Source organism: Pseudomonas sp. MYb60, from assembly GCF_002979555.1.
In the GTDB taxonomy this organism is placed as follows: Bacteria; Pseudomonadota; Gammaproteobacteria; order Pseudomonadales; family Pseudomonadaceae; genus Aquipseudomonas.
On record NZ_PCOZ01000004.1, the window covers coordinates 1 to 17,019 of the forward strand.

17 protein-coding genes, 1 tRNA gene and 1 pseudogene are annotated in these 17,019 nt (G+C 62.9%); 5 read left to right on the forward strand and 14 right to left on the reverse strand.

The genetic code is table 11. The annotated features are described in order from the left end of the window. Positions 1-73 (reverse strand) — tRNA-Glu (locus CQ041_RS07715). A gap of 359 nt (positions 74-432) precedes the next feature. Here CQ041_RS07715 and CQ041_RS07720 point away from each other — a divergent pair. Then, positions 433-1,203, forward strand: a complete 771-nt coding sequence (locus CQ041_RS07720; protein WP_105522230.1) for a hypothetical protein — start codon at positions 433-435, stop codon at positions 1,201-1,203. Positions 1,204-1,409: 206 nt separating this feature from the next. Continuing rightward, a complete protein-coding gene (locus tag CQ041_RS07725; RefSeq protein WP_105522231.1) occupies positions 1,410-2,222 on the forward strand; it encodes an alpha/beta fold hydrolase in 813 nt (270 codons plus the stop codon). A gap of 34 nt (positions 2,223-2,256) precedes the next feature. Here the strand turns inward: CQ041_RS07725 and CQ041_RS26770 are convergent, their stop codons facing one another. The 4 genes and pseudogenes from CQ041_RS26770 to CQ041_RS07740 form a co-directional block, all read right to left on the reverse strand. Beyond that, positions 2,257-3,138: a methyl-accepting chemotaxis protein gene (locus CQ041_RS26770; protein WP_371923007.1), complete on the reverse strand. Its 882-nt coding sequence runs from the start codon at positions 3,136-3,138 to the stop codon at positions 2,257-2,259. Then, positions 3,118-4,224, reverse strand: a pseudogene (locus CQ041_RS26775) (HAMP domain-containing protein); the annotation flags it as partial. The gene CQ041_RS26770 and the pseudogene CQ041_RS26775, both read right to left, overlap by 21 nt. Positions 4,225-4,339: 115 nt before the next feature. Further along, positions 4,340-5,752 carry a PLP-dependent aminotransferase family protein gene (locus CQ041_RS07735; protein WP_105522233.1) on the reverse strand — a complete coding sequence of 471 codons (1,413 nt, stop codon included), beginning with the start codon at positions 5,750-5,752 and terminating at the stop codon, positions 4,340-4,342. 204 nt (positions 5,753-5,956) lie between these two features. After that, entirely contained in the window at positions 5,957-6,718 is a 762-nt protein-coding gene (locus CQ041_RS07740; protein WP_105522234.1) for an SDR family oxidoreductase, read from the reverse strand. Positions 6,719-6,890: 172 nt separating this feature from the next. Here CQ041_RS07740 and CQ041_RS07745 point away from each other — a divergent pair, with 172 nt between their 5' ends. Beyond that, positions 6,891-7,898 (forward strand): NADP-dependent oxidoreductase, encoded by a 1,008-nt coding sequence (locus CQ041_RS07745; RefSeq protein ID WP_105522235.1) that lies wholly within the window; start codon positions 6,891-6,893, stop codon positions 7,896-7,898. Between the two features lie 53 nt (positions 7,899-7,951). Here CQ041_RS07745 and pyrF read toward each other — a convergent pair whose 3' ends face one another. Further along, positions 7,952-8,650 (reverse strand): orotidine-5'-phosphate decarboxylase, encoded by a 699-nt coding sequence (gene pyrF / locus CQ041_RS07750; RefSeq protein WP_105522236.1) that lies wholly within the window; start codon positions 8,648-8,650, stop codon positions 7,952-7,954. Positions 8,651-8,915: 265 nt separating this feature from the next. Here pyrF and CQ041_RS07755 point away from each other — a divergent pair, with 265 nt between their 5' ends. Then, entirely contained in the window at positions 8,916-9,659 is a 744-nt protein-coding gene (locus CQ041_RS07755; protein WP_197043148.1) for a response regulator, read from the forward strand. Beyond that, positions 9,659-10,684: a cell wall metabolism sensor histidine kinase WalK gene (locus CQ041_RS07760; RefSeq protein ID WP_105522238.1), complete on the forward strand. Its 1,026-nt coding sequence runs from the start codon at positions 9,659-9,661 to the stop codon at positions 10,682-10,684. Before CQ041_RS07755 ends, CQ041_RS07760 begins: the two co-directional genes overlap by 1 nt. Before the next feature lie 12 nt (positions 10,685-10,696). Here the strand turns inward: CQ041_RS07760 and CQ041_RS07765 are convergent, their stop codons facing one another. The 8 genes from CQ041_RS07765 to CQ041_RS07800 form a co-directional block, all read right to left on the reverse strand. Further along, positions 10,697-11,752 (reverse strand): AI-2E family transporter, encoded by a 1,056-nt coding sequence (locus CQ041_RS07765; RefSeq protein ID WP_105522239.1) that lies wholly within the window; start codon positions 11,750-11,752, stop codon positions 10,697-10,699. A gap of 71 nt (positions 11,753-11,823) precedes the next feature. Continuing rightward, complete coding sequence (locus CQ041_RS07770; protein WP_105522240.1) at positions 11,824-12,642, reverse strand: DUF4892 domain-containing protein; 819 nt, start codon at positions 12,640-12,642, stop codon at positions 11,824-11,826. Between the two features lie 102 nt (positions 12,643-12,744). Continuing rightward, on the reverse strand, positions 12,745-13,599 hold the full coding sequence (locus CQ041_RS07775; RefSeq protein WP_105522241.1) for an alpha/beta fold hydrolase: 855 nt from the start codon (positions 13,597-13,599) through the stop codon (positions 12,745-12,747). Next, entirely contained in the window at positions 13,596-14,399 is an 804-nt protein-coding gene (locus CQ041_RS07780) for an alpha/beta fold hydrolase (RefSeq protein WP_105522242.1), read from the reverse strand. The genes CQ041_RS07775 and CQ041_RS07780 overlap by 4 nt, the downstream gene beginning before the upstream one ends. Before the next feature lie 97 nt (positions 14,400-14,496). Further along, complete coding sequence (locus CQ041_RS07785; protein WP_105522243.1) at positions 14,497-14,940, reverse strand: hotdog fold thioesterase; 444 nt, start codon at positions 14,938-14,940, stop codon at positions 14,497-14,499. 67 nt (positions 14,941-15,007) lie between these two features. Then, positions 15,008-15,457, reverse strand: coding sequence for a phosphohistidine phosphatase SixA (gene sixA / locus CQ041_RS07790; protein ID WP_105522244.1), 450 nt, complete (start codon positions 15,455-15,457; stop codon positions 15,008-15,010). Further along, on the reverse strand, positions 15,454-15,801 hold the full coding sequence (locus CQ041_RS07795) for a DUF4389 domain-containing protein (protein WP_105522245.1): 348 nt from the start codon (positions 15,799-15,801) through the stop codon (positions 15,454-15,456). Before CQ041_RS07795 ends, sixA begins: the two co-directional genes overlap by 4 nt. Before the next feature lie 10 nt (positions 15,802-15,811). Next, on the reverse strand, positions 15,812-16,837 hold the full coding sequence (locus CQ041_RS07800; protein ID WP_105522246.1) for an NAD(P)H-dependent glycerol-3-phosphate dehydrogenase: 1,026 nt from the start codon (positions 16,835-16,837) through the stop codon (positions 15,812-15,814). Positions 16,838-17,019: the final 182 nt, after the last annotated feature.

Here is a 17,019-nt window from a genome sequence, read left to right on the forward strand (position 1 = left end):
CGTCCCCTAGGGGACTCGAACCCCTGTTACCGCCGTGAAAGGGCGGTGTCCTAGGCCACTAGACGAAGGGGACACACGTACAACATTCACTACTCATCGCGTTTCGCTGTGTGCTTTACGCTTTAAGTGGCGCGCATTCTATGGATGGATTGGAAGGTCGTCAACCCCCAAGGATAAATTTATTAAAATCAATGACTTCGCTCGGCATATCAGGCCTTTGCGGGCATTCTGCGCGTCCGGGCCTTGGCGCCTATATTCTGGCGCCGCGCAAGGCGTTATAGTTCGAAACAGCAGATGACGGCATTGTGCATCTATGCAGGGAACGTTTATCTATAAAGAAGAATCTACTTGGGCGACTGGTCGTTCTGTCCTATCCGGCCGATAACCCAATCACTACACTCCACTGCACATCCCAATAAAGAGGTCACACCGGTGACACCACTCATGATCACCCTGCTGGTAATAGCCGGGATCGCAATACTGATCGCCATTGGCTACATGAACCACGTGGTGGAAAACAACAAGCTGGAAAAGAAGCGCACCGAGATCGAGCTTAATGATCGCGTGCGCCGTTGCGGTGAGATCACCGAGACGTTCCCCGGCCAACTGATGACCCCGGCGCTTAAACTCTTGCTGACCCGCCTGGAACTCAACGTCAACCAGCGCTTGCTCAACCTGATCAAAACCAGTGCGCCGATCAAGGCGCGTATCGCCGAGCTGAACGCGCTGGTAGCTCAAGGCGAGTCGATCCCGGTGAACAACCCGCCGGCACCGATCCAGACCGAGGCCAAGGCCAAGGACGTGCGCTTCCTGCTCGAAGCCCTGCACGGCCAGGTCACACGTGCGGCCCAGGACGGATTCCTGCCGGCCAACGAAGCCAAGCACTGGATCAAGGAAATCCGCCACATCCTGGTGTTGCTGCACATCGAGTTCTTCAACAACCTTGGCCAGCACGCCTTGCAACAGGGCCAGCCGGGCCAGGCGCGCCTGGCGTTCGAGCGTGGCGTGCAGTACTTGCGCAAGCAGCCGGAGCCGGTGGTCTACAGTGCACAACTGCAGATGCTGGAGTCGCAACTGGCCCGCGCCAACTCTACCGTGCTGACCAACAGCAAGCCGGCCGAAGATGAAGTCAACGAACTGACTGAAGGCCTGAAAGTCGCCGATACCGACGCCGAGTGGAAAAAACGCGTTATCTACGACTGAGATCAGCGGGCTGATGCTGCTGATTGGATCGCCTCTGAGAGGGTGACTTGTTGTGGTGTGTGGGCTTGTCGAATCGTCGCTCCGCCCGCTCATCACACAAGGACTGGCCCTCCTTCTCGCCCTGACATGCCATCATTTTGAGCCTATCCCCCCGCGCCCGACTCGCGTAAAACCTTGACTTCACCCCGTGAAATCAGAGGCTTCACATGCCTGTCGCCGTCATAGATGGACAACCGCTGCACTACATCGACCAAGGCACCGGCCCGGTCGTCCTGCTGGGTTCCAGCTACCTGTGGGGCTACGACATGTGGGCGCCGCAGATCGAAGCGCTGTCTCAGCAGTATCGGGTGATCGTGCCCGAACTGTGGGGCCATGGTGCCTCGGGCCCATTGCCCGAACACACCCGATCCCTGGATGACCTGGCGCGCCAGACCCTGGCCCTGCTGGACCAACTGGACATCGAACATTTCAACCTGGTGGGGCTGTCAGTCGGTGGCATGTGGGGCGCGCGCCTGGCGTTGCTGGCTCCGCAGCGCACGGACAGCCTGGTGCTGATGGACACTTTCCTGGGTGCCGAGCCCGAGGCCACGCGCGAGTATTATTTTTCGTTGTTCAAGATGATCGAAGACACCGGCACCATCTCCGATCAATTGCTGGACGTCATCGCACCGATCTTCTTCCACCCCGGCATCGACCGCGACACTGCGCTGTATCAGGATTTTCGTCAGTCACTGCAGGACTTTTCCCGCGAGCGCCTGCTGCATAGCGTTGTGCCGCTGGGCCGGCTGATCTTCAGTCGTGAGGATGTGCTGTCGCAACTGCCGAATCTGGACGGCGACACCACCCTGGTGATGTGCGGTGAACAGGACAAACCACGACCGCCCGCCGAAGCCAAAGCAATGGCCGACCTCATCGGCTGCAGCCTGACCCTGATTCCGGATGCCGGGCATATCTCGGCTCGGGAAAACCCGGACTTCGTCAACGAGGCCTTGCTGACCTTCCTCGCCAACCACGCGTGAGCGCCCTGCCCTTTGATCGTTGCAGCCGCAGCGATCAAAGGCGGAAGTGCCCCACCATGCCTTTGAGCTGCGCCCCCAGTTGCGCTAGTTGAATACTCGACGCGGCATTGCCCTGCATGCTCAGCGCCGATTGATCGGCACTCGCGCGGATGCTGGTGACACTGCGGTTGATCTCTTCAGCCACGGAACTTTGCTCTTCGGCCGCAGCGGCAATCTGCTGGTTCATCTGTTGGATCAACGACACCGCCGTGGCGATGCTGCCAAGGGCGCTTTCGGTTTCCAGCGCATCGCTGACCGCCAGCTTCACCAACTCGCCACTCTGCTGAATCTGCTGCACCGACGATTGCGCCGCATTGCGCAAGGTGCCGACCAGCCGCTCGATTTCCTCGGTCGATTGCTGGGTGCGTTTGGCCAGCGCCCGCACTTCATCGGCCACCACCGCAAACCCGCGGCCCTGCTCACCGGCGCGGGCCGCTTCGATGGCAGCGTTGAGGGCCAGCAGGTTGGTCTGTTCTGCCACGCTTTTGATCACACTCAACACCGTGCCGATATGCTGGATCTCCGCACTCAGGCTATCGATGCTCGCGCTGGCACGGCTGCTGGAGGTCGCCAGCAATTCAATACGCTGCAGGCTCTGGCGCACCACCTGCTGGCCACTGTCGACCTTATCGTCCGCCGTCTGCGCGGCGTGGGCGGCCTCCTCTGCATTGCGCGCCACGTCGTGCACGGTGGCAGTCATCTGGTTCATCGCCGTAGCGACCTGGTCGGTTTCCTCCTTCTGGCTGCTGACCTCCACGTTGGTCTGCTCGGTCACGCTGGACAACGCGTGCGCCGAACTGGCCAATTGTTCGATGCCGGCTTGCAGACCGCTGACCATATGGCTCAGGCCATTGCCCATCTGGTGCATGGCCTGCATCAACTGGCCGATCTCGTCACTGCGAGTGACGTCCATTCGCCCGCTCAGATCCCCGGCGGCAATCTGCTGCGCCACGCCGATCACATGCCGCAGCGGTACGACGATCAAGCGTGTAATCACCCATGCCGCGATCAACCCCACCAGCAAGGCCAATGCCGAGGAACCGATGATCAACCAGGCATTTTCCTTCAACTGCGCCTGCATTGACTGGTCTTCAGCGGCGTAGGCCTGGTCGACCCGGCTGACGACCTCCCCAGCGCGATCGTGCAATTGTCGGTAGACCTGCTTTTCCTGGGCCAGCAGGCCGGTGTACTCGCCCAGCTTCTCGCTGAAGGCCGCAATATGCCCGGACACCTCGCCGAGCACCGTCTGGTAGCCGGGGTCCTTGACTGACGTTTTCAACTGTTCGACTTGCGCCAGCGCCTGATCGGCCTGTTCGATCTTGCCTTGCTCCGCGGCGTCCGCATCCGCCTTGCGACTTTGATCCAGACGCAAACGGGCTTCGTTCATGGCCTCCAGCATCAACCGCGAGACCTGGCTGACCTGCCCCGCCTGCGCGATGAATTCGGCGCCCTCCTTGCCCTGGCTTTCCTTGAGCCCATAGGCGCCATCGTCCGCCAGGCCAGCCTGCAAAACGTCGAGATTGTTCGCCACGCTGGACACCGACCAACTGGCCATCTCTAACGCCAGGTCCTTGGTCTGGGTCAGCTCGACGAACTCATCAAATGCCTTGCGGTAGGCCGCCAACGCGAGTTCGACGTCGTTCATCACCGGTACATTGGCAGCGGATTCAGCCTTGAGGCTGGCGGCCACGGCGGCCAGCGCATCGACACGTTCATGCAAGGCCTCGACGGCCTTGGGGTCGGCGTGCAGCGCATAGTCCTGCTCGATCAGGCGCACCCTGAGCAGGCCACTGTTGAGGGAGGACATGCCCTTGAGGCCTTCAAAGCGCTGGCCGATGGTGTTCAGGGACCACACGCCAATGGCTGCGACCACGGCCGTGAGCATCAGCACAAGGGTGAAGCCCACGGCCAGTTTTTTTGCCATCCCGAGGTTGGCGAAACGTCGTTGCACGGCCGAAATCATTGCACTTGAACCCTCTTGCAATGGCAGATGCCATCAAGCCCGTTTTACGTGCAGGAAGATTCGCAACCCCAAGGCCTTGAACACAAGGCGTTGGCGCCGGAATAATGGCAAAAAGCTACATGCTCGTCGTTTTCAGAATGGTCGAGGTCGATCTGGCGGGCCCCATGGCACGGAACAACGCGAGCGCCCGCGGGTCGGTGGCGCAGGCCACATTGATGCGCAGCCAGTCACTGGGGTCGCCGCCGGGGTTGAACAACGCACCTGGCGACAACAACACCCCCAACTGCCGGGCGCACGCCTGCAATTTCGCAGCACTGCCCTCACCCGGCCGCGCCCACAGGAACATGCCTCCGGCGGGCACGGAGAACACCTCCCATTCTTCGTCCTCCAGCACCTGCAAGGTGGCCTTCATGTGCGTGCCTAATCGCTTGCGCAGGCGCTGTACCCACTTGCGATAGGTACCATTGGCCAGCAACATCGCCACTACCGCCTCGGCAAACCGCGACGTACCGAAGCCCGTCAGCGTCTTGAGCTGAGCCAACTGTGCCACCACGCCCGCGTTCGCACACAGATACCCCACCCGCAAGGCACTGCTCAGGGTCTTGGAAAAACTCGCGACGTAGATCACACGCTCGTCATGGGCCAAGGCCGCAAGCCGCGTGCAACTGGCGTGGTGCAGGTCACCGTAGACATCCTCCTCGATGATCAGGAAGTTCTCACGATGGGCCAACGCCAGTAACTGCTCGGCCACCTCGCGGCACAGGCTGGTGCCGGTGGGGTTGTGATACAGGCTGTGGATGAACAGGCACTTGGGCCGATGCTCGCGCAGCAGCGCTTGCAATGCGCGAATGTCCGGGCCGCCCTGGACGCGTGGCACTTCCAGCAGGGTGACACCGTGAAACGCCAGTTGCCTGTAAAGGTTGCCGTACCCGGGAGTTTCCACCACCACGCTGTCGCCTGCCCTGAGCAGGCTGCGAATCAACAGGTCCTGGGCATGGCTGGCGCCGGCGGTGGTGAGGATGCGGTCGACGCTGGTGTGGATGTGGTGTTGCGCCAGGCGCTTGAGCAATTGCTCCCGCAAAGCCGGCAACCCCAACTCAGTGCTGTAGTTGAACAGGCCGGCCGTGTCGGTGCGGGTGACTTCACGGATCGCGTAGCTGATGTCATCGCTTTCACGCCAGGCATCCGGCAGCCAGCCGCAACCCAGCTTCAACTCACCCAGCGGACCGTCGACAAACGTCCCCCAATGCCGCTCCGCACCCTCATACCAGTGACCCTCTTCGCACGCCACCGGTTGGGCCACCACAAACCCCGAACCCGGTTTCGACGCCAGCAAGCCTTGGGCAACCATGCGCTCGAATGCCTCGATGACACTGGACTGGCTGAGCAGGTTATCGAGCGCCACCTGGCGGATGGACGGCAGTCGCGTGCCGGGGCCGGCACCGCTTTGGCCAATCCACTGCGCCACGGCGCTGACAATTTGTTGCACCACCGGTACAAGGGCTTGTCGATCAATGCCTAAATCCATGAGCCACTCACTTCAACTGTCTGTTAATCCACCCAAAACAGTTAAGCACAGAAGCCCCTCAAAACAGCCTGCAAATACCTATTAAAGTATTGATTTTATTGGGTTATTTACCTTGTGATACACATTTTGAACAGGCACTTCGCCAGCTGTAGAAACGCCCCACAGCCCCTCCAAACCTTTTCGAACGAAGGGTTGCGCAAGGTCCTAGATCGCCGTCGCGCCACCATCCACGGCCAGGGCCTGGCCCGTGGTGAAGGCGGCACCGTCACTGCACAGGTACAGCACGGCGCTGGCGATCTCCTCGACCTTGCCGATGCGTCCCACCGGGTGCATGGCAGCGGCGTATTCGGCCTTGCGTGGGTCGGCCTCATAGGCACGTCGGAACATGTCGGTATCGATCACGGCCGGGCACACCGCATTGACGCGGATTTTCTTCTTCGCGTATTCGATGGCCGCCGACTTGGTCAGGCCGATCACCGCGTGTTTGGACGCCGCGTATATGCTCATCTTCGGCGCCGCCCCCAGCCCGGCTACCGACGCGGTGTTGACGATCGCCCCGCCCCCCTGGGCCAGCAACAGCGGCAACTGATGCTTCATGCACAGCCACACGCCCTTGACGTTGACACCCATGATGGCGTCGAACTCATCCAGGCTGCCGTCAGCGAGCTTGCCCTTTTCGATCTCGATCCCGGCGTTATTGAAGGCGTAGTCCAGGCGGCCATAGGCGCCGAGGGTCTGGGCCATCAACTGCTGCACATCGGCTTCCAGCGTGACGTTGCAGCGCACGAACAACGCTTCGCCACCGCCCTGGTGGATCAACGCCACGGTGCCCTCGCCGCCCGCCACATCCAGGTCGGCGACCACGACTTTCAAGCCTTCGGCGGCGAATGCCAGCGCGGTGGCGCGGCCAATACCGGCGGCGCCGCCGGTGACCAGGGCGACCTGGCCGGAAAACGTCATGCTCATGGAGGATGTCCTGTAGGAAAAGTTGCCGTGGGTCGAGTCTAGCCAACCCCTCGACCGTCACGTCAGCACTATCAGTTGCGCCTATCAAGCTGCATTCGCCCCCACGGCGGGTCTTGCTTCGCAAGCGCCGAAGGGCTATCACTTCAGGCTCATTTCCAGAAGAGTGGCTGCCATGACCGCCCAGACCAACCGCCAATTCCTGCTCGCCAAACGCCCGGTCGGCGCGGCCACGCGGGACACCTTTACCTATCAGGAGGTGCCGGTGGGCACCCCGCAGGACGGCCAGGTGCTGGTGCGCAATGAATACCTGTCCCTCGACCCGGCCATGCGCGGCTGGATGAACGAAGGCAAGTCCTACATTCCACCGGTGGGCATCGGCGAAGTCATGCGCGCACTGGGTGTAGGCAAAGTGATTGCGTCGAACAACCCGAAGTTCGCGGTCGGCGACTACGTCAATGGCGCCTTGGGCGTGCAGGATTACTTCCTGGGCGAGCCGCGCGGCTTCTATAAGGTCGATCCGGCCTTGGCGCCGTTGCCACGTTACCTGTCAGCCCTGGGCATGACCGGCATGACGGCCTACTTCGCCCTGCTGGACACCGGGGCGCCAAAGGCCGGCGAAACCGTGGTGATCTCAGGTGCCGCAGGCGCAGTGGGCAGTATTGCCGGGCAGATTGCCAAGCTCAAAGGCTGTCGCGTGGTGGGCATTGCCGGCGGCGCCGACAAGTGCAAGTTCCTGGTGGATGAACTGGGCTTTGATGCGGCCATCGACTACAAAAGCGAAGACGTGCCCGCCGCCCTCAAGCGCGAATGCCCCAAGGGCGTGGACGTGTATTTCGATAACGTCGGCGGCGAGATTCTCGACGCCGTGCTCAGCCGCCTGGCGCTGAAGGCGCGCGTGGTGATTTGCGGCGCCATCAGCCAGTACAACAACAAGGAAGCCGTGAAAGGCCCGGCCAACTACCTGTCGCTGCTGGTCAATCGTGCACGCATGGAAGGTTTCGTGGTGATGGACCACGCGGCGAACTTTGCCGCCGCTGGCCAGGAAATGGCCGGCTGGATGGCCCAGGGCAAGCTCAAGAGCAAAGAGGATATCGTAGAGGGGCTGGAGACGTTCCCGGAGACGCTGATGAAGCTGTTCAACGGCGAGAACTTTGGCAAGCTGGTGCTCAAAGTCAGCTGAATATGAGAGGGGGCAGCCCCCTCCCTCCGTTGGACCTAGGTTCGCTCTGGCTATCAGGCGATTTCGGCCACTACCTCCGCCAACGCCTTCGCCGGGTCGGCGGCCTGGCTGATAGGACGGCCGATCACCAGGTAATCGGACCCGGCGTCCAGTGCCTGGCGCGGGGTCAGGATGCGGCGCTGGTCGTCCTGGGCGCTGCCCGCCGGGCGGATCCCCGGGGTTACCAGTTGCAGCGACGGGTGGGCCGTCTTCAGCGCCTGGGCTTCCAGCGCCGAGCACACCAGGCCATCGAGGCCGGCTTTTTGCGCCAGGGCCGCGAGGCGCAGCACTTGCTCCTGAGGCTCGATGTCCAGGCCGATACCGGCCAGGTCTTCACGCTCCATGCTGGTCAGCACGGTCACGCCGATCAACAAAGGTTTCGGGCCACTGCGCTGTTCCAGCACTTCACGGCACGCGGTCATCATGCGCAAGCCGCCGGAGCAGTGCACATTGACCATCCACACGCCCATTTCAGCCGCAGCCTTGACGGCCATCGCGGTGGTGTTGGGGATGTCGTGGAATTTCAGGTCGAGGAATACTTCGAAGCCTTTGTCACGCAGGGTGCCGACGATCTCAGCGGCGCAGCTGGTGAACAGTTCCTTGCCGACCTTGACCCGGCAAAGCTTGGGGTCCAACTGGTCAGCCAGCTTCAGTGCGGCGTCACGGGTGGGGTAATCCAGGGCGACGATGATAGGAGTCTGGCAGACGGACATTGGAATGGGCTCTCAGGCAAGTCGAAATCGGCGCGGATTGTAGCGCAAGCAGCGCCGTTGCGGGATCCGATGATCGGTAAATACTGACCAACCGCCCTTCTCCCGGCATTTCCGGCCATTATTTCAAAGCTGATACATTCACGACATGCCCCCAACACGCCCCACGACTAGGCTCGCCCGCACGACCCATCGACCAGCACTTCCAGCCATGGGGCTGGGCGCCTATGCTGACCGCAACAACCAGGCAGATAATCGCACTATGCATATGAACGACGAGCAAAAAGGCGCGGTGATCGCCGATGAAAAGCGCTGGAACACCCGCGCGCTGATCGTTGATGACGATGTACCGATTCGCGAATTGCTGATCGACTACCTGGCCCGTTTCAATATCCTTGCCACCGGCGTCACCGACGGCACGGCCATGCGCCAGGCCATGCAGGCCGACACTTTCGACGTGGTGGTGCTCGACCTGATGCTGCCGGGCGAAGACGGCCTGACGCTATGCCGCTGGCTGCGTTCGGAGTCGGACATTCCGATCCTGATGCTGACTGCCCGTTGCGAGCCCACCGACCGCATCATCGGCCTGGAGCTGGGCGCCGACGACTACATGTCCAAGCCCTTCGAGCCGCGCGAACTGGTGGCGCGCATCCAGACCATCCTGCGGCGCGTGCGGGATGACCGTAGCGAACAACGGGCGAATATCCGCTTCGACACTTGGCGCCTCAACAGCGTGCTGCGCCAGTTGGTGGCCGACGATGGCCTGGTGGTGCCGCTGTCCAACGCCGAATTCCGCCTGTTGTGGGTATTCATCGAGCGTCCGCGGCGGGTATTGAGCCGTGAACAACTGCTGGATGCTGCGCGCGGCCGGTCCATCGAAGCCTTTGATCGCAGCATCGACCTGCTGGTGTCGCGCCTGCGCCAGAAACTGGGGGACGATCCCAAGGCCCCGCAGTTGATCAAGACCGTGCGTGGCGAAGGCTACCTGTTCGACGCCCGAGACATCGGCTGATGCGCGCGCCCTTCAACACGCTGTTCGGGCGACTGTTTGGCGTGTTGCTGGTGGCGATTATCCTGGCCCACGTGTTGGCCATCGCCTGGTTCCGCCATTACGGGCCGCCCCCGCCGCCGCCCCAGGAGACGTTTATCGAGCAGCCGGACGGCAGCAAGGTGATGCATCATCGGCCCTGGTTTGGTGGTCCGGTGGTGCCGCTGACCTTCCAGTTCATCTCGCTGATCATCGCGGCCTGGTATGGCGCCAAACTGTTGAGCCGACCGATCCAGCGCCTGAGTGACGCCGCCGAGCGCCTGAGCCTGGACCTGGACAGCCCGCCCCTCGACGAGTCCGGCCCACGGGAGGCGCGCCAGGCCGCGTCGACGTTCAACCTGATGCAGCGGCGAATTCGCGAACAGGTCAGCCAGCGCGCACGCATGCTCGGCGCGGTCTCTCATGACCTGCGCACGCCGCTGTCGCGCCTGAAGTTGCGCCTGGAGCAGATCGAAGACCCACGGCTGCAAGGCCAGATGCGCCAGGACCTGGACGACATGATCGGCATGCTCGACGCCACCCTGAGCTACCTGCACGAACAGCGTACCAGCGAAACCCGGCATTGGCTGGACGTGCAGGCGCTGGTGGAGTCCATGAGCGAAAACGCTCAGGACCAGGGTAGCGACGTGCAATTCGGCGGCGTCTGCGCGCCGCTGCATGTGCAACCCATGGCGCTGCGCTCGTGCCTGAACAACCTGATCGACAACGCCCTGCGCTATGCCGGCAGCGCGCGCATCGAGCTCACCGACAGCCGCGAAGCCCTGGTGATCCGCGTGATCGACCACGGCCCTGGGATTGCCGCCGACCAGCGCGAGGCGGTGTTTGAGCCGTTCTATCGGCTGGAAGGCTCACGCAACCGCAACTCCGGCGGCGTGGGCCTGGGCATGACCATTTCCAGGGAAGCGGCGGAACGCCTCGGCGGTCGCCTGCACCTGGAAGAGACGCCAGGCGGCGGGTTGACGGCCGTCATGTGGCTGCCCAGGGTCTAGCGCGCCCTGTATTCAGTGGTTGTCACGACGGCCCTGCGCCTGGGTCGCGCTCCAATCCATCAGCAGGCTGTACGCCACCGCCAGCAACGTAGGGCCGATGAACAGGCCGATGAAACCGAAGGCGATCAAGCCACCGAACACCCCAAGCAACACGATCACCAACGGCAGGTTGCCGCCACGGCTGATCAGGTAGGGCTTGAGCACGTTGTCCACCCCGCTGATGATGAAGGTGCCCCAGACCCCGAGGAATACGGCATAGGTGTAATCGCCCTTCCACGCCAGCCAGGCGGTGGCCGGGATCCACACCAGCGGCGGGCCCATGGGAATCAGGCTGAGCAGGAAGGTGACGATGCCCAGCACCAGCGCCCCCGGCACACCGGCGATCAGGAAGCCGATCAGCGCCAACAGGGCTTGCGCCGCGGCGGTCCCGATCACGCCGTTGACCACCCGCTGCACGGTACCGGCCACCAGTTCGATGTAGTAACCCGCACGATCGCCGATCAAGCGCTCCAACAGGCGGTGCACGAACATCGCCAGGCGCGGGCCGTCACGGTAGAAGAAAAACACGAATACCAGGCTCAGGGTCAGTTCGAGGATGCCGCCGCCGATCTGCGCACTGCGCGCCAGCAGCCAGTTGCCCACCTGTCCCAGGTACGGTTTGACGCTGACCATCAACGCAGCGCCCTGTTGGTCGATGCTGTCCCACATGCCCACCAGCCGCTCGCCCACGAAGGGGATCGCGCCCAACCAGGCCGGCGCCTCGGGAAGGCCATCGACCTGGACATCCTTGATCAGCGCCACGGCGTCGCGCACATGGTCCGCGAGGTTGAACCCCAGCCACACCAGCGGCACCGCCACCAGCAACATCCAACCCAGGGTCAGTATCCCGGCCGCCAGGGATTCGCGGCCGCCCAGCCAGCGCGTGAGCAGCACCATCAGCGGCCAACTGGCAAACGCCAGCACCGCGCCCCAGAACAGCGCCGACCAGAACGGCGCCATCACCCAGAAGCTGGCACCAAACAGCACCAGCAGCAGGATTTGCACCAGTAGGCGATCGTTATTGAGCATGGGGGATCTCTAGAAAGGACTGTAGGAAGACAGCTTAGGCGAACGGCGCAAGGCCGTTCGCCGGGTCTCGCCTAGCGTATCAGATGCAGGTGCAAGCCTTTGGCGTCGCCGGTGCCGGTTTCCATGCGCGCCGCGCGCACGCCCTTGTCGACCAGGGCCTGGCGCCACGCTTCGGCGTTCGGGCCGGTAAGGCTGACGCGCAGGGTGGTGTCGAGGTTGAGGCCACGTGAAATCAGGGTCAGCCACGTGTCATCCGGCGCTGTGCCCAACGCGGGAAAATCCAGTTCGCCGGTGCTTTTAAGCTCGCGCAACAGCGTTGCCGAAGCGGGCAGCAAGTCTCCCAGCGGCGCGCCGGCGTCCAGTTGTTCTACATGCAGATAGGCGCGACGGTTGCCTCGGGTAATGGCATACAGGGCGACCAGCGAATTCGCCTGGGGCTCGGCCAGGCGCAGCAGCAGGTATTCTTGCTGGCTGTCGGCCCCCACGAGCTTGGCGTTGCCAAAAATCTCATTGGCCCACAGGCTGCTTTCACCGCAGTCACGGGCCTTGCACCAGAACAACAGCTGCGCACCCTGCGCCTGCAGCGCTTCGCGGGTCGCCGTGAAGGCAGCGCTGGCGCTGTGTTCAGCCGGCAATTCGTAGGTGATCGCCGTGGCTTGGCCACGGGCAGTGGCCTGGCCCTCGTAGCGCAACTGACCGCTGATCTTGCGGATCGCGCCCATGGGGTAGATGCGCTCCTTTTCTTCGGCCGGACGGTAATCGACGATTTGCGCATCGACCTGGCGGGCAACGGCGGGCAGGTCCTGGCTGCCTGGCACGTCAGCGGCAAACACCAAGGGGCTGAGCAGGCTCAGGCCAAGGATACGGATACAGCCGTTACGCACGCTCATCGGATCAACGAGCCCTGGCCAATGGAGGTCACAGCAGTGTTGAGATTGTTCATGGTTGACTCCCTTTCAATCCGCCCAGCCTCGGCAGTTGACCGGCCCAAGTCAAGGCGCGGAGAAGAACCGATTGAAACAGTCTGCAACAAGAGCCGCGCCGGGCTCGTCATTCAGGTGCAAATGATGGCCGCCAGGTAGCGTAGTCACGGTAAAGGGCAGCCGGGAAAGTAACTCTGGATGTTTCGCCACCATGCCGTCGGCAGCCACCACCAACTGCGTCGGACAACTCACCCGGTGTACGAAGGCCATCGCTTGCTCGTCTGTCAGACGTACCGGCGAAGCCAGGGTCAGCCGGTTGTCGGTGCGCCAGGTGTAGCCACCCGGTACCGGCATCAAACCGCGCTGGGCCAGCAGTTCGGCGGCTTCGCGGCTGACGGCTACCAAGCCTTTCATGCGCACTTCCACCGCGCGATCCAGGCTGTTGTACACGGGCATGCGCTTGTCCTGAAGGTTCAGTTGCGCCTGCAGCGCCATGCCCATTCGTTCGGCCGCGTTCTCGCCGCTGGCGGTGGGCGGGATCACGCCGTCGATCAATCCCAGGTGTGTCACCCGCTCCGGCAACGCACCGGCCAACACCAGGGAGACGATGGCGCCGAGGGAATGCCCAAGTAATGCAAAACGTTTCCAGCCCAGTTGCTCGGCGACTTGCAGCACGTCGTAGACGTAATCCCACAAGGCATAGCCGGCGCCGACAGGCCGATGTCCCGAATGCCCATGCCCGGCCATGTCCAGGGCGACGATGCGCAACCCCTCGAGCTTCGGCGCCAGCCGCGCGAAGCTGTTGGCGTTGTCCAGCCAGCCATGCAGGGCGATCACCGGCAAGCCGTCTTCAGGGCCGAACAGGTGGGCCGCCAGTTCGATATGGGGCAGGCTCAGGCGCACTTCTTCGACCGGCGTGCTCATGCGCAATCGCGCTCGCGGGCGTCCCAGCGGGCGCACAGGGTCTTGATCAGGGCTGCGGTGTCCTGGGGGCGTTCCAGCGGGAACATATGGCCGCCTGGCATGCTGTGCATTTCGCCCAGGGGCAGGCGCCCGACGCCACTGGCGTGGTGACGCATCACGACCCGGCTCTGGCGCCCGCGCACCACCGCCAGCGGCACTTGCAGTTGGCGCACCTGGCCCGGGCTGGTGTGGGGCACGCCACGGTAGATGCTGATCTCGGTGGCCGGGTCGAAGCGCAGGCGCAGGCGGTCACCCACCTGGTGAAGGCCATGTTGCAGGTAGGCGTCGAAACAGTCGGGGTCAAAGCCCCGGAACAAGGTCTTGCCGGCGAAATAGCTGCGTGCCGCGTCCAGGTCGGTGAACTCTTCGCGCCGACCCAGGGTGCGCCCTGCCGGGGTCAGGCGGTCGATAAACCCGAAGCGCTTGGCTGCGCGGATCACCCAGCGGTCGGCAAGGGTCAGCACGGGCGAGTCGAGCATCACCACGCCACGATACAACTGTGGGCAGCGCAACGCCGCGTGCAAGTGCAGCACGCCGCCCAGGGAATGGCCCACGCCCCATACCGGTTCCGGCTGCTGTTGCAGATGGTGGATCAGTTCGTCCACCAGGTTCTGCCAGTTGTCATCCACCGGGAACCTCGGGTCGTGGCCGTGCTGGGGCAAATGCGCCACGGCATATTCCGGGGCCAGGGCGGCAAACAATTTGCCGTAGGTGGCCGAGGGAAAGCCATTGGCGTGGGCGAAAAACACGTGCTGCGACATACCGGATCCACCTGCGAGAACAGAGCTCGATTGTCGCCAGCCGTGGGCAGCCCGGCAATGACTGTAACTGCCAGGAATGATGACACTCCCGCCACGCCTATCGAACCGGCGGGTTCTCGCCCAGGGGCACCACGGCCATGGTCAGGCGCGATATGCAACTGGGCTTGCCGTCATCGCTGGTCAGGCGGATGTCCCACACCTGGGTGGTGCGACCGATATGGATCGCCCGCGCCACCGCCGTCACCCGCCCACTGCGCACCCCGCGCAGGTGATTGGCATTGACCTCCAGCCCCACGCAATAGAATTTGCGGGTATCGACACACAGGAACGCCGCCATGGAGCCTACGCTTTCTGCCAACACCACCGACGCGCCGCCGTGCAACAGGCCGAAGGGCTGATGGGTGCGAGGGTCCACCACCATGCTGGCGGTAAGGGAATCGTCGTCGAAGCTTTCGAAGCGGATATCCAGCAATTCACCGATGGTGTTTTTCTGGTGGGCGTTGAGCTGCTCGATATTCGGTTGGGTGCGCCACAGGCTCATGGGGTAGTCCTTGTTGGTTTTATGATGACCCTAATCCTGCCACAAAACCGACCTGAAGCCATCCTTCCTAAGGATTCTTCACACTGACCAGGCTCATCAGCCCGGCCAACGGGAAATCCCCCTCCAACTCCGCCAGGCTCGCGGTGTGCATCGGCTGTGGCTGGCGCTGATGACCGTGCTGCAGAAAGCTGATCAGGCTGCCCACCAACGGCTGATGGCTGACCAGCAGCACATTGTCATCGGTGTCGAGTTGTTCCAGCACCTGCTGCGGATTGCCCTCCGGGGTCAGCCACGGCAAGGTGCGGATCTGCGGCTCGAAACCCAGCGCGTCACGCACCAGCCCGGCGGTTTGCTGCGCCCGCACATAAGGGCTGGCGAGGATCGCACTGATGGGCTTGCCGATCAGGTGCGCGGCACTGCGCAGTACCTCGCCACGGCCGTGCTCGGTGAGGTTGCGTTCGGCGTCCGTGCGCGCATGCCCTTCAGCCTCGCCGTGGCGCAGGATCCACACTTTCACAGCTTTGGCTCTTCATCACGCACGGGGTGCGGTGCCGGCGGCACGCTGTGGGCGGCTTCGCCCTCGGGTGCGCGCGGGGTAGGCCAGTCGGCGAACGGCCAGGGTTTCTGCTCGGTATGGAAACTGCCGAAACGGCCGATCTGCGCCAGGAACTGGCTGAGGCTGTCGCCAAAGTTCATCAAGCCCAGGTTTGGCGCCGCGTACACGAGGCGGTAGATCAGTTGCACGATCACCAGGGCGCCGAGCAGGAACTGCGCGACCTGCCACACCAGCGCAAACACCAGCATCCAGAGGATGCGCAACACAATGGATTCATACTTGGGTGCTGCTTTCGGATCATTCATGGCGTGTTCCTCAGTTGAAACCGCTGGTGGAAATAAAATCGACGTCAGTCTTGGGCTCGGCCCGCATCAACAGGTCAATGACCTGGTTCAAGGTGCGCCCTTCAAACAGAATCGCGTGCAGCCCGGCGACCAGCGGCATGTACACGCCAACCTCCTGAGCCTTGGCCTTGAGCACCTTGAGGGTGTTGACCCCTTCGGCCACTTCGCCCAGGCGCGTCACCGCTTCCTCCAGGCTCAACCCCTCGCCCAAGGCGAAACCGACCTGGTAGTTGCGGCTCTTCGGCGATGAGCAGGTGACGATCAGGTCACCCACGCCCGCCAGCCCAAGAAAGGTCATCGGGTTGGCCCCCTGGTTCACCGCAAAGCGGGTCATCTCGGCCAGGGCGCGGGTGATCAGCATGCTCTTGGTGTTTTCGCCCATGCCTAGCGCCACCGCCATGCCGGCAATGATCGCGTAGACATTCTTCAGCGCCCCGCCCAGCTCCACGCCGAAGCGGTCGCCGCTGGCGTAGACCCGGAAGGTACGGCCATGCAGCACCGCCTGCACACGCTCGCACAGCGCTTCGTCTTCACTGGCCACCACGGTGGCGGTCAGCGCGTGCTCGGCCACTTCCCGCGCCAGGTTAGGCCCGGACAGCACGCCGATGCGCGCCTGCGGGGCGATCTCGGTAAGGATTTCGCTCATCAGCTTGAACGTCTGCGCCTCGATGCCCTTGGTCAGGCTGACCAGCAGCTTGCCCGCCAGCAACTCGGCATGGGGCGCCAGCACCGAGCGCAAGGCGCTGGACGGCAGCGCGACGAAGCACAGGTCGCTGTCGGTGAGGGTCGCCAACAGATCGGTGACGGGCTCGACTGCCGGGTGAATCTTGATGCCTTTGAGGTAACGCGGATTTTCCCGGTTGACCCGGATGGCCTCGGCCTGCTCGGGATCACGCATCCACTGGCGCACTGCGTGGCCGTTCTCGGCCAGCAGGTTTGCCACGGCGGTACCAAAACTTCCGCCTCCCAGGACCGCAATTGGGCGCTGTTCAGTCATATGCAATCCGTTAATCCATACCAGTGGCGATGGCGGCATTATACGGGCCGACCCGCTGTCGGCCAGCCCCCGCATCAATTCGTGAGCCTGTCGGAAAATGCCACCTTTGTGTGAAGTAATTGCAAGTTCGACGACTGGCAAAAGCCCCCACCTCAGTTAACATGGGCGGCTATCCGCAATTA

Excerpts from the sequence above, each read along its gene's own strand:
- CQ041_RS07725 (WP_105522231.1), top strand. The coding sequence starts at position 1,410 with ATGCCTGTCGCCGTCATAGATGGACAACCGCTGCACTACATCGACCAA.
- CQ041_RS26770 (WP_371923007.1), bottom strand. The coding sequence starts at position 3,138 with ATGCAGGCCATGCACCAGATGGGCAATGGCCTGAGCCATATGGTCAGC.
- CQ041_RS07735 (WP_105522233.1), bottom strand. The coding sequence starts at position 5,752 with ATGGATTTAGGCATTGATCGACAAGCCCTTGTACCGGTGGTGCAACAA.
- CQ041_RS07740 (WP_105522234.1), bottom strand. The coding sequence starts at position 6,718 with ATGAGCATGACGTTTTCCGGCCAGGTCGCCCTGGTCACCGGCGGCGCC.
- CQ041_RS07745 (WP_105522235.1), top strand. The coding sequence starts at position 6,891 with ATGACCGCCCAGACCAACCGCCAATTCCTGCTCGCCAAACGCCCGGTC.
- pyrF (WP_105522236.1), bottom strand. The coding sequence starts at position 8,650 with ATGTCCGTCTGCCAGACTCCTATCATCGTCGCCCTGGATTACCCCACC.
- CQ041_RS07755 (WP_197043148.1), top strand. The coding sequence starts at position 8,916 with ATGAACGACGAGCAAAAAGGCGCGGTGATCGCCGATGAAAAGCGCTGG.
- CQ041_RS07760 (WP_105522238.1), top strand. The coding sequence starts at position 9,659 with ATGCGCGCGCCCTTCAACACGCTGTTCGGGCGACTGTTTGGCGTGTTG.
- CQ041_RS07765 (WP_105522239.1), bottom strand. The coding sequence starts at position 11,752 with ATGCTCAATAACGATCGCCTACTGGTGCAAATCCTGCTGCTGGTGCTG.
- CQ041_RS07770 (WP_105522240.1), bottom strand. The coding sequence starts at position 12,642 with ATGAGCGTGCGTAACGGCTGTATCCGTATCCTTGGCCTGAGCCTGCTC.
- CQ041_RS07775 (WP_105522241.1), bottom strand. The coding sequence starts at position 13,599 with ATGAGCACGCCGGTCGAAGAAGTGCGCCTGAGCCTGCCCCATATCGAA.
- CQ041_RS07780 (WP_105522242.1), bottom strand. The coding sequence starts at position 14,399 with ATGTCGCAGCACGTGTTTTTCGCCCACGCCAATGGCTTTCCCTCGGCC.
- CQ041_RS07785 (WP_105522243.1), bottom strand. The coding sequence starts at position 14,940 with ATGAGCCTGTGGCGCACCCAACCGAATATCGAGCAGCTCAACGCCCAC.
- CQ041_RS07795 (WP_105522245.1), bottom strand. The coding sequence starts at position 15,801 with ATGAATGATCCGAAAGCAGCACCCAAGTATGAATCCATTGTGTTGCGC.
- CQ041_RS07800 (WP_105522246.1), bottom strand. The coding sequence starts at position 16,837 with ATGACTGAACAGCGCCCAATTGCGGTCCTGGGAGGCGGAAGTTTTGGT.